This is a genomic window from Cellulophaga lytica DSM 7489, assembly GCF_000190595.1.
GTDB classification, from domain to species: Bacteria; Bacteroidota; Bacteroidia; order Flavobacteriales; family Flavobacteriaceae; genus Cellulophaga; species Cellulophaga lytica.
The window spans coordinates 3,609,312-3,625,995 of record NC_015167.1; the positions used below are offsets into that span (position 1 = coordinate 3,609,312).

At 31.4% G+C, this 16,684-nt stretch carries 19 protein-coding genes; 15 read left to right on the top strand and 4 right to left on the bottom strand.

Features of this window, described 5'->3' with window-relative positions:
• Positions 1-40 precede the first annotated feature (40 nt).
• Positions 41-2,539: a PIG-L family deacetylase gene (locus tag CELLY_RS15835; protein WP_013622716.1), complete on the top strand. Its 2,499-nt coding sequence runs from the start codon at positions 41-43 to the stop codon at positions 2,537-2,539.
• A 109-nt stretch (positions 2,540-2,648) separates the two neighbouring features.
• Positions 2,649-4,358, top strand: a complete 1,710-nt coding sequence (locus tag CELLY_RS15840) for a sodium:solute symporter family protein (RefSeq protein WP_013622718.1) — start codon at positions 2,649-2,651, stop codon at positions 4,356-4,358.
• A gap of 72 nt (positions 4,359-4,430) precedes the next feature.
• On the opposite strand, the gene CELLY_RS15845 is transcribed toward CELLY_RS15840, so the two are convergent.
• Together CELLY_RS15845 and CELLY_RS15850 are read right to left on the bottom strand one after the other, a co-directional pair.
• Complete coding sequence (locus CELLY_RS15845) at positions 4,431-5,276, bottom strand: DUF2911 domain-containing protein (protein WP_013622719.1); 846 nt, start codon at positions 5,274-5,276, stop codon at positions 4,431-4,433.
• A 107-nt stretch (positions 5,277-5,383) separates the two neighbouring features.
• Entirely contained in the window at positions 5,384-6,235 is an 852-nt protein-coding gene (locus tag CELLY_RS15850; RefSeq protein ID WP_013622720.1) for a hypothetical protein, read from the bottom strand.
• Positions 6,236-6,423: 188 nt separating this feature from the next.
• Between CELLY_RS15850 and CELLY_RS15855 the strand changes: the two genes are divergently transcribed.
• The 13 genes from CELLY_RS15855 to CELLY_RS15915 all read left to right on the top strand — a co-directional run bounded on the left by CELLY_RS15855 (position 6,424) and on the right by CELLY_RS15915 (position 14,668).
• A complete protein-coding gene (locus tag CELLY_RS15855; RefSeq protein WP_013622721.1) occupies positions 6,424-7,083 on the top strand; it encodes a TetR family transcriptional regulator C-terminal domain-containing protein in 660 nt (219 codons plus the stop codon).
• Positions 7,084-7,087: 4 nt separating this feature from the next.
• Complete coding sequence (locus CELLY_RS15860; RefSeq protein WP_013622722.1) at positions 7,088-8,398, top strand: ABC1 kinase family protein; 1,311 nt, start codon at positions 7,088-7,090, stop codon at positions 8,396-8,398.
• 5 nt (positions 8,399-8,403) lie between these two features.
• Positions 8,404-9,018, top strand: a complete 615-nt coding sequence (locus CELLY_RS15865) for a flavin reductase family protein (protein WP_013622723.1) — start codon at positions 8,404-8,406, stop codon at positions 9,016-9,018.
• A 3-nt stretch (positions 9,019-9,021) separates the two neighbouring features.
• On the top strand, positions 9,022-10,446 hold the full coding sequence (locus tag CELLY_RS15870) for an SDR family oxidoreductase (protein ID WP_013622724.1): 1,425 nt from the start codon (positions 9,022-9,024) through the stop codon (positions 10,444-10,446).
• Entirely contained in the window at positions 10,443-10,718 is a 276-nt protein-coding gene (locus tag CELLY_RS15875; protein ID WP_013622725.1) for a TIGR03643 family protein, read from the top strand. The genes CELLY_RS15870 and CELLY_RS15875 overlap by 4 nt, the downstream gene beginning before the upstream one ends.
• Positions 10,719-10,775: 57 nt before the next feature.
• Positions 10,776-11,462, top strand: coding sequence for a GTP cyclohydrolase I FolE (gene folE, locus CELLY_RS15880; protein WP_013622726.1), 687 nt, complete (start codon positions 10,776-10,778; stop codon positions 11,460-11,462).
• 4 nt (positions 11,463-11,466) lie between these two features.
• Positions 11,467-11,688, top strand: coding sequence for a hypothetical protein (locus tag CELLY_RS15885; protein WP_013622727.1), 222 nt, complete (start codon positions 11,467-11,469; stop codon positions 11,686-11,688).
• 96 nt (positions 11,689-11,784) lie between these two features.
• Positions 11,785-12,468, top strand: a complete 684-nt coding sequence (locus CELLY_RS15890; RefSeq protein WP_013622728.1) for an SDR family NAD(P)-dependent oxidoreductase — start codon at positions 11,785-11,787, stop codon at positions 12,466-12,468.
• Positions 12,469-12,484: 16 nt separating this feature from the next.
• On the top strand, positions 12,485-13,018 hold the full coding sequence (locus CELLY_RS15895) for a glutathione peroxidase (protein ID WP_013622729.1): 534 nt from the start codon (positions 12,485-12,487) through the stop codon (positions 13,016-13,018).
• Positions 13,019-13,020: 2 nt separating this feature from the next.
• On the top strand, positions 13,021-13,206 hold the full coding sequence (locus CELLY_RS15900) for a Lacal_2735 family protein (protein ID WP_013622730.1): 186 nt from the start codon (positions 13,021-13,023) through the stop codon (positions 13,204-13,206).
• The gene (locus CELLY_RS15905; RefSeq protein ID WP_316931696.1) at positions 13,187-13,654 is read left to right on the top strand and encodes a TspO/MBR family protein; all 468 of its coding nucleotides are present in this window, start codon (positions 13,187-13,189) and stop codon (positions 13,652-13,654) included. Before CELLY_RS15900 ends, CELLY_RS15905 begins: the two co-directional genes overlap by 20 nt.
• Before the next feature lie 2 nt (positions 13,655-13,656).
• A complete protein-coding gene (locus tag CELLY_RS15910; RefSeq protein WP_013622732.1) occupies positions 13,657-14,121 on the top strand; it encodes an SRPBCC family protein in 465 nt (154 codons plus the stop codon).
• Between the two features lie 106 nt (positions 14,122-14,227).
• Positions 14,228-14,668: a hypothetical protein gene (locus tag CELLY_RS15915; RefSeq protein WP_013622733.1), complete on the top strand. Its 441-nt coding sequence runs from the start codon at positions 14,228-14,230 to the stop codon at positions 14,666-14,668.
• Here the strand turns inward: CELLY_RS15915 and murA are convergent, their stop codons facing one another.
• Both murA and CELLY_RS15925 read right to left on the bottom strand, forming a co-directional pair.
• Positions 14,669-15,976: a UDP-N-acetylglucosamine 1-carboxyvinyltransferase gene (murA, locus tag CELLY_RS15920; RefSeq protein WP_013622734.1), complete on the bottom strand. Its 1,308-nt coding sequence runs from the start codon at positions 15,974-15,976 to the stop codon at positions 14,669-14,671.
• Between the two features lie 15 nt (positions 15,977-15,991).
• Positions 15,992-16,651 (bottom strand): DUF4290 domain-containing protein, encoded by a 660-nt coding sequence (locus CELLY_RS15925; protein WP_013622735.1) that lies wholly within the window; start codon positions 16,649-16,651, stop codon positions 15,992-15,994.
• Positions 16,652-16,684 lie beyond the last annotated feature (33 nt).

The following is a 16,684-nucleotide window of genomic DNA, read 5'->3' on the forward strand; positions in this document are numbered from 1 at the left end:
AGAACTTGTTATATTTGGACATCAACCAAAATTAACATTTATGCGCCAACTATTGGTATCCTGCGTAATTTCTCTATTATGCATTAACTTAGGATTTTCTCAAGCCCCAAAAAAAAATTCATCTACAGAAATTTATCACTCTTTACAAAAGCTAAACTTTTTAGGTTCTGCGTTATACATTGCTGCTCATCCAGATGATGAAAATACCAGATTAATATCATACCTATCTAACAACGTAAAAGCCAAAACAGCATATTTATCTTTAACTCGCGGAGATGGCGGACAAAACTTAATTGGACCAGAAATTAGAGAGCAATTAGGTGTTTTACGTACTCAAGAATTGCTTGGTGCACGTAGTAAAGATGGTGGAGAGCAATTTTTCTCTAGAGCAAATGATTTTGGTTACTCTAAACACCCAGATGAAACTTTAGCCATTTGGAATAAAAAAGAAGTTTTAGGAGATGTTGTACAAATTATTAGGCAATATAAGCCAGATGTTATTATAAACAGATTTAACCACAGAACTCCTGGTACTACACACGGTCACCACACTACTTCTGCAATGCTAAGCGTAGAGGCTTTTGATTTGGTAAATGATGCTAATGCATATCCAGAACAATTAAAACTAACCGAAACTTGGCAACCAAAACGTATGTTTTTTAATACTTCATGGTGGTTTTATGGTAGTGAAGAAGCTTTTAATAAAGCTGACAAAAGTAAATTAATGAAATTAGATGTTGGTGTCTTTTACCCAATACTAGGTGTTTCTAATAATGAAATTGCTGCACTTGCTAGCAGTCAACATTTATGCCAAGGTTTTGGTAGAATATCTACAAGAGGTAGCCAAGATGAGTATATTGAGCTTTTAAAAGGTGATATGCCTAAAGGCGATGATATTTTTGAAGGCATTAATACTACTTGGTCTAGAATAGATGGTGGTGATGCTATTGGAAAAATACTAAACAAGGTTGAAGAAAATTTTAATTTCAAAAATCCGTCTTCACATTTACCAGAGCTTATAGAGGCTTATAAATTACTACAAAAATCTACAGATAAACACTGGAAAAATATTAAATCTAAAGAACTAGAAAATATTATTACTGCTGTAGCTGGTTTGTATTTAGAAGCAAATGCTAATTATACCAATAGTACGCCTTCTGGTAATTTTAAAGTATCTATAGAAGCGTTAAACAGAAGCACTGCAAATATTGTTTTAAAATCTGTAAACGTTGGTACTACTACCCTAACGCCTAATATTTTGTTAGAAAACAACACAAAGGAAAACCTAACTTTAGATGTTGCTGTACCTGAAAACACAAAATACACTAGCCCTTATTGGTTAATGGAAAAAGGTACACTAGGTATGTACACTGTAAAAGATAAAAAACTAATAGGCAAACCAGAGACACCAAGAGCTTTTAATGCAGATTTTGAACTTAGTATTAACAATTACACTTTAACTATTACCAAACCTGTTGTTTATCACTACTCTAAACCAGATAAAGGAGAATTGTACAGACCTTTTGAAGTTTTACCGGAAGCTAGTGTTGGTATAAAAGATAAAGTTATTATTTTTTCTGATGAATCTTCAAAACAAATACCAGTAACAGTTAAGGCTTTAGCAGATGATATTTCTGGTGAAATAGAATTAACTTTTTCTAAAGGATGGAAAGTAGCTAATGCAAAACAAAATTTTAATATTAAAAAACGTGGAGACTCAAAAACAATTATATTTACTGTTACGCCTCCAAATAGCGAATCTGAAGGTTCTATTTTACCAGTTGTAAAAATTAATGGCAAAGAACTTAATAAAGAGCTTGTAGTTATATCTTATGATCATATACCTACACAATCTGTTTTATTACCGTCTGAAGCTAAAGTAGTACGTTTAGACATTAAAAAAACAGGAAAAAACATTGGTTACATTACTGGTGCAGGAGATAAAATCCCTGAGAGTTTAGAGCAAATTGGCTACAATGTTTCTATCATAGACCCTAACAACATCAATACTGCTTCATTAAAAGGTTTTGATGCTATTGTGGTTGGTATTAGAGCTTATAATGTAGTAGACCAATTAAAATTTAAACAACACTTTTTATTAGACTATGTTAAAAACGGAGGTAATTTAGTAATACAATATAATACAGCTGGCCGCAGCAAACTAGGTGTAGATAACATTGCCCCTTACCCATTAGAACTTTCTAGAGACAGAGTTACTAATGAGTTTGCAGAAGTTACCATTTTAGCAAAAGATCATCCTGTGGTAAACACTCCAAACAAAATTACTCCTAACGACTTTAATAATTGGGTACAAGAACGTGGTTTATACTTTCCTAACAAATGGGGTAAAGAGTTTACTCCTATTTTAGCAATGGCAGATAAAGGAGAAGAGGCAAAAAAAGGTAGTATTTTAATTGCTGCTTATGGAAAAGGAAATTACGTATATACAGGAATTAGCTTTTTTAGAGAATTACCTGCTGGTGTACCAGGGGCATATAAATTATTTGCCAATTTATTATCACTTCCTAAAAAAAAATAAAACACTATGAAAGATAAATTTATTTGGAAAAAAGAATATTCTTGGGTGTTACTATTAAACTTAATGTATGCCATTGTTTTTTTTATAATAATGAAAATTTACAATTAGTATGGCAGAAATAGATTGGTATTTACTTATTGGAACGCTACTATTTATTGTTGGTTTTGGCGTGTACAAAACAAAAGGAAGTAAAAATGTAAACGATTATGTTTTAGGTGGCAACCAGTCTAAATGGTGGACAATTGGGTTGTCTGTAATGGCTACACAAGCTAGCGCAATTACATTTTTATCTACTCCAGGACAAGCCTATAACTCAGGAATGGGCTTTGTGCAATTTTACTTTGGTTTACCATTAGCTATGGTAGTAATATGTATGGTTTTTGTACCATTATATCACAAACTAAAGGTATACACTGCTTATGAGTTTTTAGAAAACAGGTTTGATGTTAAAACCAGAACACTTGCTGCATTTTTATTTCTAATTCAGCGTGGCTTAGCTGCTGGTATAACCATTTACGCTCCTTCTATTATTTTATCTGCAGTACTAGGTTGGGATTTAAGAATTTTGAATATTTTAATTGGTATTCTGGTTATAATTTACACCGTATCTGGCGGTACAAAGGCAGTAAGCGTTACCCAAAAACAGCAAATGTTTATTATTATGCTGGGTATGTTTGTGGCTTTTTATTTTATTTTAGATTATTTACCAGACGATATTACATTTAGCAAAGCCTTAAAGGTTGCTAGTGCAAGTGATAAATTAAATATTTTAGACTTTAGTTTAGACACACAGAGTAGGTACACTGTTTGGAGCGGATTAACTGGTGGATTTTTCCTGTTTATGTCTTATTTTGGTACAGATCAAAGTCAGGTACAGCGTTATTTATCTGGTAAATCAGTAAGAGAGAGTCAGCTTGGTTTAATTTTTAATGGGATTTTAAAAATTCCAATGCAATTTTTTATTTTATTGGTTGGTGTAATGGTATTTGTGTTTTATCAATACAACGTATCTCCTTTAAACTTTAACCCTGCTGCTACTGCTAAAGTAGAAAACTCTATTCACGCAGAAGACTACAAACTTTTACAGGAAGAACACAAGTACATAACAGAGCAAAAAATAGTTGCTCAAAATAAATTATCTGTAGCAATAGACCAAAACAATATTGAGGCGCAAAAGAAAGCTAAAAATGAAATTATAACCCTAAATGAGCAAGAAAAGTTAGGTAGAGATGCAGGTAAAAATTTAATTAAGCAAGCAGATGATTCTGTAGAAACAAATGATACAGATTATGTTTTTATTCATTTTATATTAAACTACTTACCACAAGGAATTATAGGTCTTTTACTTGCCGTAATATTGTCTGCTGCTATGTCTTCAACAGCATCAGAACTTAATGCTTTGGGTACTATTAGCGCTTTAGATATCTATAAAAGGAGTATTAAACAAGGAGAAACAGAAGAACACTACGTTAAAGCATCTAAAGTACTAACACTAATTTGGGGTATTTTAGCCATATTAATTGCCTGTGTAGCTAGCTTGTTTGATAATTTAATACAATTGGTTAACATTATAGGTTCTATTTTTTACGGTAACGTGTTGGGCATCTTTTTACTAGCGTTCTTTTTTAAATATGTAAAAGGTAATGCCGTATTTGTTGCTGCAATTATTACGCAGGTTATTGTAATATTTGGTTGGGCTTTTGATTGGATGTCTTACCTATGGCTAAATGCCTTTGGCTGTGCTTTAGTAATTTCTATAGCAATAATGTTAGAGGGTTTTGACCGAATGATGAAAACCGAAAACGAAATGAAAATATAATATAAAATTTCATCTACAAAAAAGCCCGTAAAACAATTGTTTTACGGGCTTTTACTATTTTAATAATAGAGCTTATTTAGCTCCCCACTCTTTTAAAGAGTCTTCGTTCATTTTTATGTAATCTGCATTACCAGCTTCTTTAGAACCAGCTAAAGATTTTTTAGCAGTTTCAATGGCTTTTTTCTTATCACCAGCCTTAGCATAAATTAAAGACAATTGTCTTAATTGGTAAAAAGCAGGTTTCTCCATCATACTCATAGCTTTCTCCATCCAAGTTTTTGCTTGGTTAATATCTTTACCAGCTTCTTTATAATAAACAGCAGCAGCATAGTAGTCTTGTGCACTTGGGCCATTCATTGTTTTAGTAATTGCAGCAGTAACTGTTTTATCTGTTGGCACATCAAACTTAGCACCTACATATACATCTTCCCATAAAATACCTAATACAGCAGAACTAGCTGTTAAATCATCAAAAGTCATTGTAAAAGTTTCAATTTTCATAGGCATTTTTACAACATCTGCTTTAACTGTAGCAGCAACTTTAGCATTGTCCCAAGCTTTAGGTGTTCCCCAATTGTTAGTATCTGCATAAAAAATAATTTCCCAAGAGCTTTCCCCTGGTTTAGTAAACACCGCATAAGAACCAGCTTTTACTTCTTTACCACCTATAATAACGTTGTTACTAAAAGTAATTGTTGTGTTTTTGTTAGCTCCTGTTCTCCACAATTTAGAAAAAGGTACTAGGTTACCAAAAACTTCTCTTCCTCTCATAGATGGTCTAGAGTATTCTAAAGTAACATCTGTTAAACCTACTTTTTGTTCTATTTTAGTAAACGGACTAGGTTGTGGTGTTTCAATTTGTGCTTGTACTCCTGTTAAGGCAAACACAGCAACTAATACTAATGCAATTTTTTTCATTTGATTTATAGTTTTTTAAGTTTCTTCAAAATTAAGGCACACCTATCCCTTTAAATGTTAACAAAACCTTAAATTTTATTACATAAAATTACTTAAAAAGCAACACACTAATTGGCGTTTAACTTATAAATACTTGCGCTAGCACCTAATTTTGTAAAAGACTCAGAAGATAAATAATAAGTGCCATCTGTATAAGTAGTTACCCCTTCCATTTGCACAAAACCCAAGTCTAACTGTGTCTTTTTAACAGTCCCTGCAAACAAATTATTAGCACTACTATTTTCTATTTCAACCACAAACGGCATCATAAACATATTATAACCAACCAAAAGTACGCTGTTATCTTGTTTATTATAAGTTGCACCCGTTACCAAGCCTTTTGTGTTGTATTCACCCACTTTTGTTGCCACATATTTACCTGGTTTTACAGGAATTTTATAAGCGCTAGTTTTCTTCTCTCTCCATTGCTTAGTTAAAATATAAAGCTCGTTATTTTTACAAAACATAGCTTCTGCATCAAAATTACTACTGCTTTTACGCGTGTTATTTTTTTTATCTGGATAGCTAAAATAAATTTTTTCTGCTGTTACTTTACTTAATGTTCTTATATCTTTTTTAGATAATTTATATACCACAAGGTCTTCTCTGTCTCCCCAATAATTTCCAAAATCACCCACATAAATATAATTTTGGTCTTGGGCCAAATCTTCCCAATCAATATTTTTAGCATTTACAACTTCTATCTCTTTCTCTACCTTAAATGTTTTTTTATTAAGTTGATATAAGATTGGTGCATTACCAGAATCGTTGTGAGAAATTAAAGTATCATCAAAATAAAGTAAACCTGATGACTCTGAAACAGCTTCTGGTAAAACGCCTACTAAAGAACTGGTAAATTGACCAAAAAAAGCGCCTAATGCCAAAGCAGAAATATACAACAGTGTTAACTTAACCTTCATTAATAAATACTTAATTTATAATTAGATGCAAAGCTACGTGTAACTTATAAGACTATAAATAGTTTTAAGTAAAAGCTAACATTTTAGAGTTCAAAATAGCAGTAAAACAGACATAAAAATAATTTTGTCTAATCTTTTACTGAAATAGTTAGACATTTTTGTATCTTTGTTTTAGAAATACAAAAATTATGGCAAAGAAAAAGAAGATTACAGCAGAGGATATTATAAGTTTTTATATGAATTATGTATTAGAAAACGAAAAGCAACCGTCTTCTGTATACAAGTTTTCTAAGTCAAATAATTTTGATGAGGCTATTTTTTATAATTTCTTCAACTCTTTTGAAACATTAGAAAAAGAAGTTTTTAACGCTTTTTACAATTACACTATTAAAGCTTTAGAAGCAGATAAAGCATATTTAGACTTTAATAACAGAACAAAATTATTAAGCTTTTACTATACTTTTTTTGAGATGCTTACCGCAAACAGAAGTTATGTAGTATATGCTTTAAGTAAGCATAAGAACAAATTAAAGTATGTAGGTATTTTGTCTAAACTTAAAGAAAGTTTCACAAATTATATTACACATTTAGAAATTGAAACAATTGATCTTAAGCAAGAAAAATTAGAAAAAATTCAGCAAAAAACACTTAATGAATCTGCTTGGATACAATTGCTAATTACAATAAAGTTTTGGTTAGATGATACTTCATCTTCATTTGAAAAAACAGATATATTTATTGAAAAAAGTGTTAATACCACGTTTGATTTACTAGACACTAAACCCTTACAAAGTATTATAGATCTAGGAAAGTTTATTTATAAAGAAAAAATTAATATGAACTTGTAAGCCTATGAAAACTATAGACACAATACCTACATCTAAAATACAACGTGCTAGCAAGTTGGTTACTACAGGCGCAAAAGTTGGTGTTAATTACTTAAAATACTACGGAGATAAATTAACAAAAACTGAAATAGAAGCTAAAGAGCGTTTAAATAAAAACAATGCAGAAGATATTTATGATAGTTTAAAACAGCTTAAAGGGAGTGCTTTAAAAGTTGCGCAAATGTTAAGTATGGAAAAAAGTATACTGCCACAAGCGTACGTAGAGAAGTTTTCGTTAGCGCAATTTTCTGTTCCACCATTGTCTGCTCCTTTAGTACAAAAAACATTTAAAAAATATTTTGGCAAAACTCCAAATGAAATTTTTGATACGTTTAATGTTAACTCTGTAAACGCAGCCAGTATAGGACAAGTACATTATGCAGAAGCTAACGGCAAAAAATTAGCCGTAAAAATTCAGTACCCTGGTGTAGCAGACAGCATTTCTACAGATTTAGCTATGGTTAAACCTATAGCTATAAAAATGTTTAATATAAAAGGAAAAGACTCAGATAAATATTTTGCAGAAGTAGAAAACAAGCTTATTGAAGAAACCAATTACCTGTTAGAGATTAAGCAAAGTAAAGAAATGGCTAGAGCCTGTGAGCATATACCAAACTTAAGATTTCCGGAGTATTATGAACAATTTTCATCGGAACGTATTATTACTATGGATTGGATGACTGGCGAGCACTTAAGCGAGTTTACTGCCCATAATACAAACCAAAATAAAGCTAACATAATTGGCCAAGCACTATGGGACTTTTATATGTACCAAATGCACGTACTACGCAAAGTACATGCAGATCCGCACCCCGGAAATTTTTTAATTTCTAAAGAGGGTAATTTAATTGCTTTAGATTTTGGATGTATTAAAGAGGTACCTAGCAATTTTTACACTCCTTATTTTGAACTGGCTAAACCAGAGATTATAAACAATCCTGTTTTATTTTCACAAAAAATGCATCAGTTAGAAATATTAAAAAAAGAAGACTCTAAAGAAGAAGTTGCTTTTTTCTCTGATCTTTTTTTTGAAATGTTAAGTTTATTCACAAAACCTTTTCACAATAAAACGTTTGATTTCTCTGACCCTGTTTTCTTTAACCAAATTGCAGAACTTGGCGAAAAATATAGCAAAAGTACAGAGCTACGTAAAATGAACGGAAACAGAGGTTCTAAACACTTTATTTACATAAACAGAACATTTTTTGGACTTTATAACCTAATGTTTGATTTAAAATCTAAAGACATTAAAATAAACAACTATTTATCGCTCTAAAAAAAATGATAAAACATAGTACAAACAATATAAAAGAACTAGAGCACTTGTATAAAATTAATTTAATAAATAGTGCTACAGGTTACAAATCTGCCAACTTAATTGGCACAAAATCTGTAAAAGGCCAAGAAAATATTGCTGTCTTTAGTTCAGTAATTCACCTTGGGTCTAATCCTGCATTATTAGGTTTTATTTGCAGGCCAACAACAGTACCTAGGCATACTTACAAAAATATAATAGAAACTAAAACATACACAATAAACCACATACACCAAGATATTTTAGAAGATGCACACCATACTTCTGCTAAATATCCAGAAGATGTATCTGAGTTTACTAAAACAAAACTAATACCCGAATATAAAGACAATTGCACTGCTCCATTTTTAAAAGATGCTCCTGTACAATTGCAATTAAAATTTATAGAAGAGTTGCCTATTGCTGCTAATGATACCATTTTAGTGATTGGAGAAATTATTAATTTATATGTAAAAGAAAATCTTTTGCAACAAGATGGATTGATAGATTTAGCAAAAGGTAATGTGGCTGCCATTAACGGATTAGATACTTATGCTGTACCAAAAACAAATACAAGATTTGAATACCAAAGACCAAAATAACAAATGAAAATACTAGTAACAGGTACAACAGGCTATATAGGCAAAAGATTGGTGCCCCTTTTAATAGAAGAGGGCCACAAAGTTGTATGTGTTGTTAGAGATAAATTAAGAGCAGAAGAATGGTATAGAAACGAACCTTTAATTACTGTTGTTGAAGCTGACTTTTTACAAAAAGATACGCTATCAACAATACCAAAAGATATAGACATAGCTTATTATTTAATTCACTCTATGTCCAATTCCTCAAGTAATTTTAAATCTCTAGAAGAAGAATGTGCTATTAATTTTAAAAATTATATAGAAGAAACAAACACCCAGCAAGTAATTTATTTAAGCGGTATTACCAACGACCCAAAACTATCTATGCACCTATCTTCTAGAAAGTTGGTAGAAGAAACACTTGCATCTAACAAATATGCTCTTACTACATTTAGAGCTGGTATTATTGTGGGATCTGGTAGTTCTTCCTTTGAAATTATTAGAGATTTGGTTGAAAAATTACCCATTATGGTTGCTCCTAAATGGTTAGATACTAAAACACAACCATTAGCTGTTAGAGATGTACTTCTATTTTTATCTAAAGCAATAGTAAAAAAAGAATTATACAATAAAGGCATAGACATTTTTGGCCCAGATGTACTAACTTACAAACAAATGCTATTGCAATTTGCAGAGGTTAGAGGTCTTAAAAGAAGTATAATTACTGTACCTGTAATGACTCCTAAACTATCGTCTTACTGGTTATATTTTGTTACTTCTACATCGTACAAATTAGCAACTACATTGGTAAAAAGTATGGGTGTAGAAATTATTGGTAAACCAAGTGATATTAATTCCATTTTAAATATAAAACCAATTACATACAAAGAAGCTGTACAATTAGCTTTTGAAAAAATAGAACAAAATAGTATTTTATCTAGTTGGAAAGACTCCATTATAAGTAGCGGAAGGCTAAAAGCCAACTTACACAAATATATAAACGTACCAAAATATGGTTGTTTTACAGATTATAAAGAGCGTAAGGTTACTAATAAAACAAAGACTATTAATAAAATTTGGGCTATAGGTGGCCCCACAGGATGGTATTATGGTACTATTTTATGGAAATTTAGAGGCTATTTAGACAAGTTATTTGGCGGCATAGGCTTACGTAGAGGAAGAACTAGCTCTACAGATTTAAGTGCTGGTGATGCTCTTGATTTTTGGCGTGTAATATTTGCAGATAAAGAACAACAAAAATTGTTGTTGTACGCTGAAATGAAGTTACCTGGAGAGGCTTGGTTAGAATTTAAGATTGAAGAAAACATACTTAAACAAACAGCAACATTTAGACCAAGAGGTTTAGCTGGTAGGTTGTACTGGTATAGCGTACTCCCTTTTCATATGTTTATTTTTAATGGAATGATTAACAAATTAGTGGCAAAATGAGCTTAAGCATACAACAAATAGATCGTGTAATAGAAATGGCGTGGGAAGATAGAACCACTTTTGATGCTATTAAATTTCAGTTTGGCTTGTCTGAAAAAGAAGTGATTACATTAATGCGCACAGAAATGAAACCAAGTAGTTTTAAAATGTGGCGCAAACGGGTTCAAGGACGCAAAACAAAGCACGCAAAACTAAGAACATTCGTTAGCGGTCGCTTTAAATGTAGCAGACAAAAGCATATTACCAATAACACTATAAGTAAAAGATATTAAATAAACTGTTTTTTATTAATAATAAGTAGTTTATTGCCATAATTATTATATATTATAATGAGTATAGATACAATAAATTTAGCAAGCATTTCTAACAATATCTCTGTAGAAGATATTGGAGACGATCACTTGTTTACAGGTTTAGAAACACCTTTAAGACCAGATGCTTTTGCATTGTCTGATGAAGAAAAAAAGGAAAAAATAGAAAACCTTTTTGGGCAAATTATGGACGTTATGGGCTTAGATTTAACAGACGATTCTTTGCAAGGAACACCAAAACGTGTTGCAAAAATGTACATTGATGAAATTTTTTGTGGTTTAAACCCTAAAAATAAGCCAAAAATTGCTTTATTTGAAAATAAATACCAATATAACCAAATACTTGTTGAAAAAAACATTACTTTTTACTCTAATTGTGAGCATCATTTTGTTCCAATTATTGGCAAAGCACATGTAGCGTACAAATCTTCTGGCAATGTAATAGGCTTGTCTAAATTAAACAGAATTGTACAATACTACGCTAAAAGACCACAAGTTCAAGAGCGCTTAACCAACCAAATTGGCGTGGAGCTCCAAAAAATATTAAATACAGAAGACGTTGCTGTCATTATAGATGCCAAACATTTATGTGTAGCATCTAGAGGTGTAAAAGATGACACCTCTACAACAGTAACTGCTTTTTATGGTGGTGAGTTTAACAACGCCACAAAAATAACAGAAATACAAAACTATTTAAAACATTAACAATATGGAGATTATAGATAAAGCATTAGAGTTTGAGAAAAGAAAGATGAAGTCATTATCTAACAGCGAAAGAGTTGAAATTTCTCGTGAAGCTAAATCCCTTATTCTTGAGCTTAATACAATTTATAAAGAAAATAAGGACGAAGAAATTATGGATTTAATGAAACGTCTTACTGCAATAAAACGTAAAGTAGAGAAAAGGCTAAATATGCAGCCACTACCATAGTGTAGTTAACAAAAAACACCCTAAAATATTTGTACATAATTGGCAAACTATACTTGTCCAACAGGTATTCCTTTGCTCTAATTTAAAATAATACTAATGAAAACTACTGTTATTGTTGGGGGTAGCAAAGGAATAGGATTTGCTATTACTAAAGAGCTTATTAGCACACAAAAAGTTATTGTTATTAGCAGAACTGCACCAAAGTTAGAGCACCAAAACCTAACACATTTTAGCTGTGATATACTTACAGATAATTTACCAGAAATAGATGCTATAGACAACCTTATTTACTGTCCTGGCAGCATTAATTTAAAACCTATTGGACGTTTAAGTATAGATGACTTTAAGGAAGATTTTGAAATTAATGTTATTGGCGCTGTAAAAACCATTAAACATTATTTAAATATTTTAAAAAATGGTACAAACCCATCTATAGTACTATTTAGTACCGTTGCCACAAAACTTGGTATGCCATACCACGCTAGTATTGCTACCGCAAAATCTGGTGTAGAAGGTTTAGTTAAATCTTTAGGAGCAGAATTAGCACCTACCATACGTGTTAACGCTATTGCACCTACAGTAACTAATACAGATTTAGCTGCTAAATTATTGCGTAATGATAAAATGATTGAAAATATTAAAGAAAGACATCCTTTAAAGCGTTTTTTAGACCCTACAGATGTTGCACATATGGCCAGCTTTTTAATTAGTGAAAAAACACAAAGCATTTCTGGCCAAATACTGGAAGTAGATTGTGGAATTGTAAATTTTAAACTCTAAAATGAAACCATTACTTATGATAACATTACTCACTATATTTTCTTCATGCTCATCTAAACATAAAGCAAAACCCAACACTAGTATTTACAACATTAAAGTAATGGGTTTAGAAGGAAAACCTATTAATTTGGAAGATTACAAAGGTAAAAAGATACTTTTTGTAAACGTTGCCTCTAAATGTGGTTTTACAGGTCAGTATGAAGAATTACAGAAACTTTATGATACCTATAAAAACAATTTAATGATAATTGGTGCACCTTGTAACCAATTTGGCGGTCAAGAATCTGGCACAGAAGAAGAAATTAAAACTTTTTGCCAGAGAAATTATGGTGTTACATTTTTAATGACTGAAAAATTAGAAGTTAAAGGCAGTAACCAACACCCATTATATGCCTGGCTTACTAAAAAAGAGCTTAACGGTAATACAAATACTTCTGTTAAATGGAATTTTCAGAAATATTTAATTGATGAAGACGGGAATTTTGTAAACTACTACTACTCTACTACAAGTCCCTTAAGCAAAAAAATAACAAAACATTTAAAACCATAAATATGTTTGGATTATTTAAAAAGAAATCACCTGTAGAAAAATTACAAGAGCAATACAAAAAACTGATGAAAGAATACCATGCTCTTTCTGTTAGTAACCGTAGCGCTAGTGATGCTAAATTTGCAGAAGCAGAGGTTATACAAGACAAAATAGCGCTGTTAATGAAAAATGAAAATGAAATTAGCTAAATATATTACTCTATTTTTAATACTAAATTTTAGTGCTTTAGCATTAGGTGTATTGTTAATGGATAACGGAGCGCAATCTAATTGGTACTTACAACTAAATAAAGCTCCTTGGACGCCTCCAGGATGGGTTTTTGGTGCTGCCTGGACCTTCATTATGATTTGTTTTGCAGCTTATTTAGGTTTTTTAGCCAAACAGAGTAAAAACTTTAAGTTTATTTTACTATTTGCCATACAATGGTTTTTAAATGTTGGATGGAATTTTGCCTTTTTTAATCAACATTACATAAGTATAGGTTTAGTACTAATTACAGCATTAACTTTACTAGTAATTTATATGTTTTACAAGTACAAGTCTATAGTTAAAAATATATCAATATTAATTTTACCATATATTATTTGGTTGTGCATAGCTACATCATTAAATGCATATATTTTAATTTATAACTAAATATGAAAATCTATACATTACATAAAAAACAAAAATTACCTATTACTATAGATCAAGCCTGGGAGTTTTTATCTAAACCAGAAAATTTAAAAACAATTACGCCAGATTATATGGGCTTCTTCATTTTATCTGGTGCAGATAGGCCAATGTATCAAGGACAAATAATACAATACATAGTAACACCTGTACTAGGTATAAAAACCAAATGGGTAACAGAAATTACGCATATGGTAAAAAATAAGTATTTTGTAGACGAGCAAAGATTTGGCCCTTATGCGTTATGGCACCATAAACATTTTATTAAGGAAGTAGAAGGTGGTATAGAAATGGAGGATATTATAGATTATAAAGTACCTTTTGGAATATTAGGACAATTAATACATCCTTTTTTAGTAAAACCCAAACTAGAAGAAATTTTTGAATACAGAAAAGAAAAATTAGAGTCCTTATTCGGTATTTTAAAGTAAAAAAAGTAACACTACTCTAAAAATAGTAGCTCCTTTATTGTTTTTTTACTATTTTAAATGATAGTACGTAAACTAAAAACTAACCACAACCCTAAATTACCACCAAATGATTGATATTATAAGGCTTATGTTTGAGTTTGGTTCGCTAATTGTTTTTAGTTTACTCCATATTATTATATACCCATCATTTAATTATTTCTCTAAAGAAGAATTAGTAAATTGGTATAGAGATAAGAGAGACCAAATATACTTATTTGCTATACTTTTAGGACCTATACACCTTACTTCTATAATTTTGCAGTTGGTACACAAACAAGACTTATACACCATTGTTAGCTCTATAACTATTTGTGCATTGTGGGTACAACATTACGTAATTATTGAGGCAAACCACGCTATAATAATTAAAGGTGTTGGTTCTTTAGAAAAAGCCAAACGTGCTATAAAAAACAACAACCTAATAAGAATTATTATATTAACATTCTTATTAGGTTGGACTATTTTAAAAACTGTACAGAGTACAAATTTTTGGTTAGTTACAAACTAGTTAAACTCGCGTAATTTTTGCTCCAATAGCTCTTAAACGCTCGTCTATATTTTCATAACCTCGGTCTATTTGTTCTATGTTGTGTATTGTAGAGGTTCCTTTTGCAGATAATGCAGCAATTAACAAAGATACCCCTGCTCTAATATCTGGAGACACCATTGTTGTTGCTTTTAATGTAGATTTAAAATCGTGACCAATAACTGTTGCCCTGTGCGGATCACACAAAATAACTTTTGCTCCCATATCTAGTAATTTATCTACAAAAAACAAACGGCTTTCAAACATTTTTTGGTGTATTAACACTTCACCTCTTGCCTGTGTAGCTACAACTAATATAATACTTAACAAATCTGGTGTTAAGCCTGGCCAAGGTGCATCTGCAATTGTTAAAATAGAACCATCTATATAATTTTGTATTTCATACCCATCTTTATGCTCTGGTATATAAATATCATCACCTTTACGTTCTAGTGTAATACCTAATTTTCTAAATACAGTTGGTATTTGCCCAAGATCATCCCAACTAACATTTTTAATAGTAAGCTCACTTTTTGTCATAGCAGCAAGACCAATCCAGCTACCAATTTCAATCATATCTGGTAACATTCTGTGTTCTGTACCTCCAAGCTCATCTACACCTTCAATAACCAATAAATTAGAGCCTACACCTGTAATTTTTGCCCCCATACGGTTAAGCATTTTACATAGCTGTTGTAAATATGGTTCACAGGCTGCGTTGTATATTGTAGTTGTTCCTTCTGCTAAAACAGCTGCCATTACTATGTTTGCTGTTCCTGTTACAGAGGCTTCATCTAAAAGCATGTAAGTACCTTTTAACTTATCTGCCTCTACTCCGTAAAAATACTCTTCTTTATTGTATCTAAATTTAGCGCCTAGGTTAATAAAACCTTCAAAATGCGTATCTAATCTTCTACGGCCAATTTTATCTCCGCCTGGCTTTGGTATGTATCCTTTACCAAAACGTGCTAATAACGGCCCAACAAGCATAATAGAACCACGTAAACCACGACCATCTTCCTTAAATTGGTCTGACTGTAAGTAATCTAAATTTACATCATCTGCCTTAAAGGTGTAAGATCCTTTACCTCTTTTCTGGATTTTCACACCCAAATCTTCTAATAAAGCTATAAGTTTATTTACATCTACAATATCTGGTATGTTATTAATTTGCACCTCTTCTGGTGTTAATAATACCGCACATAGTATTTGTAATGCTTCGTTTTTTGCTCCTTGCGGAGTAATTTCTCCTTGCAGACGTTGACCGCCTTCAATTTTAAATGTCCCCATTAAAGACTATATTATTTAGTACCGTTTTTTACCTCGGTTGTTGTTATTTCTCTGATTATTTTTTCCGTTTGTATATCTAGTGTTAGATTTTGCAACCCTATTCTTTAAAAACTGACCACTATCTGTTAGTGTTTCATTTTTTGCTGCTAAATCTATTCTGCCATTACTTAACTCATATAAATGATTAAAAATAGCACTATCATCTACAACATCTTTATTCCAATTTAGGTAGCACTTTTTCATGTGATTAGCAATTGCATACTCTAAACCATCTCTCATATCTCCTTTTTCCCATTCTACAGCAACATCTATCATACGCTTAATGTTATTACCGTAAAATCTGTATTTCGGAAAGTTTTGAGGATATTCTAATGGTTCTGGACGCTCTTGCAACATTTCCTTTGTTGTTATTGGAAAAGGAGATTCTACGTCTAATTTAAAATCTGACATTATAAATAACTGATCCCAAAGCTTATGCTGAAAATCTGGCACATCTCTAAGGTGAGGCTGCAAATTACCCATAACGCTAATTATAGCTTTAGCCACTTTGTTGCGTTCTTCTGCATCTTCTATAGATACTGCGTAGTCTACCATTTTTTGAAAATGACGACCATATTCTGGAATAATGAGCTGGTCTCGCTCAGTATTATACTGTAAGTTTTCTACTAAATTCAAACTAAAAAAGATTTATGCTAATTTATATTCTAA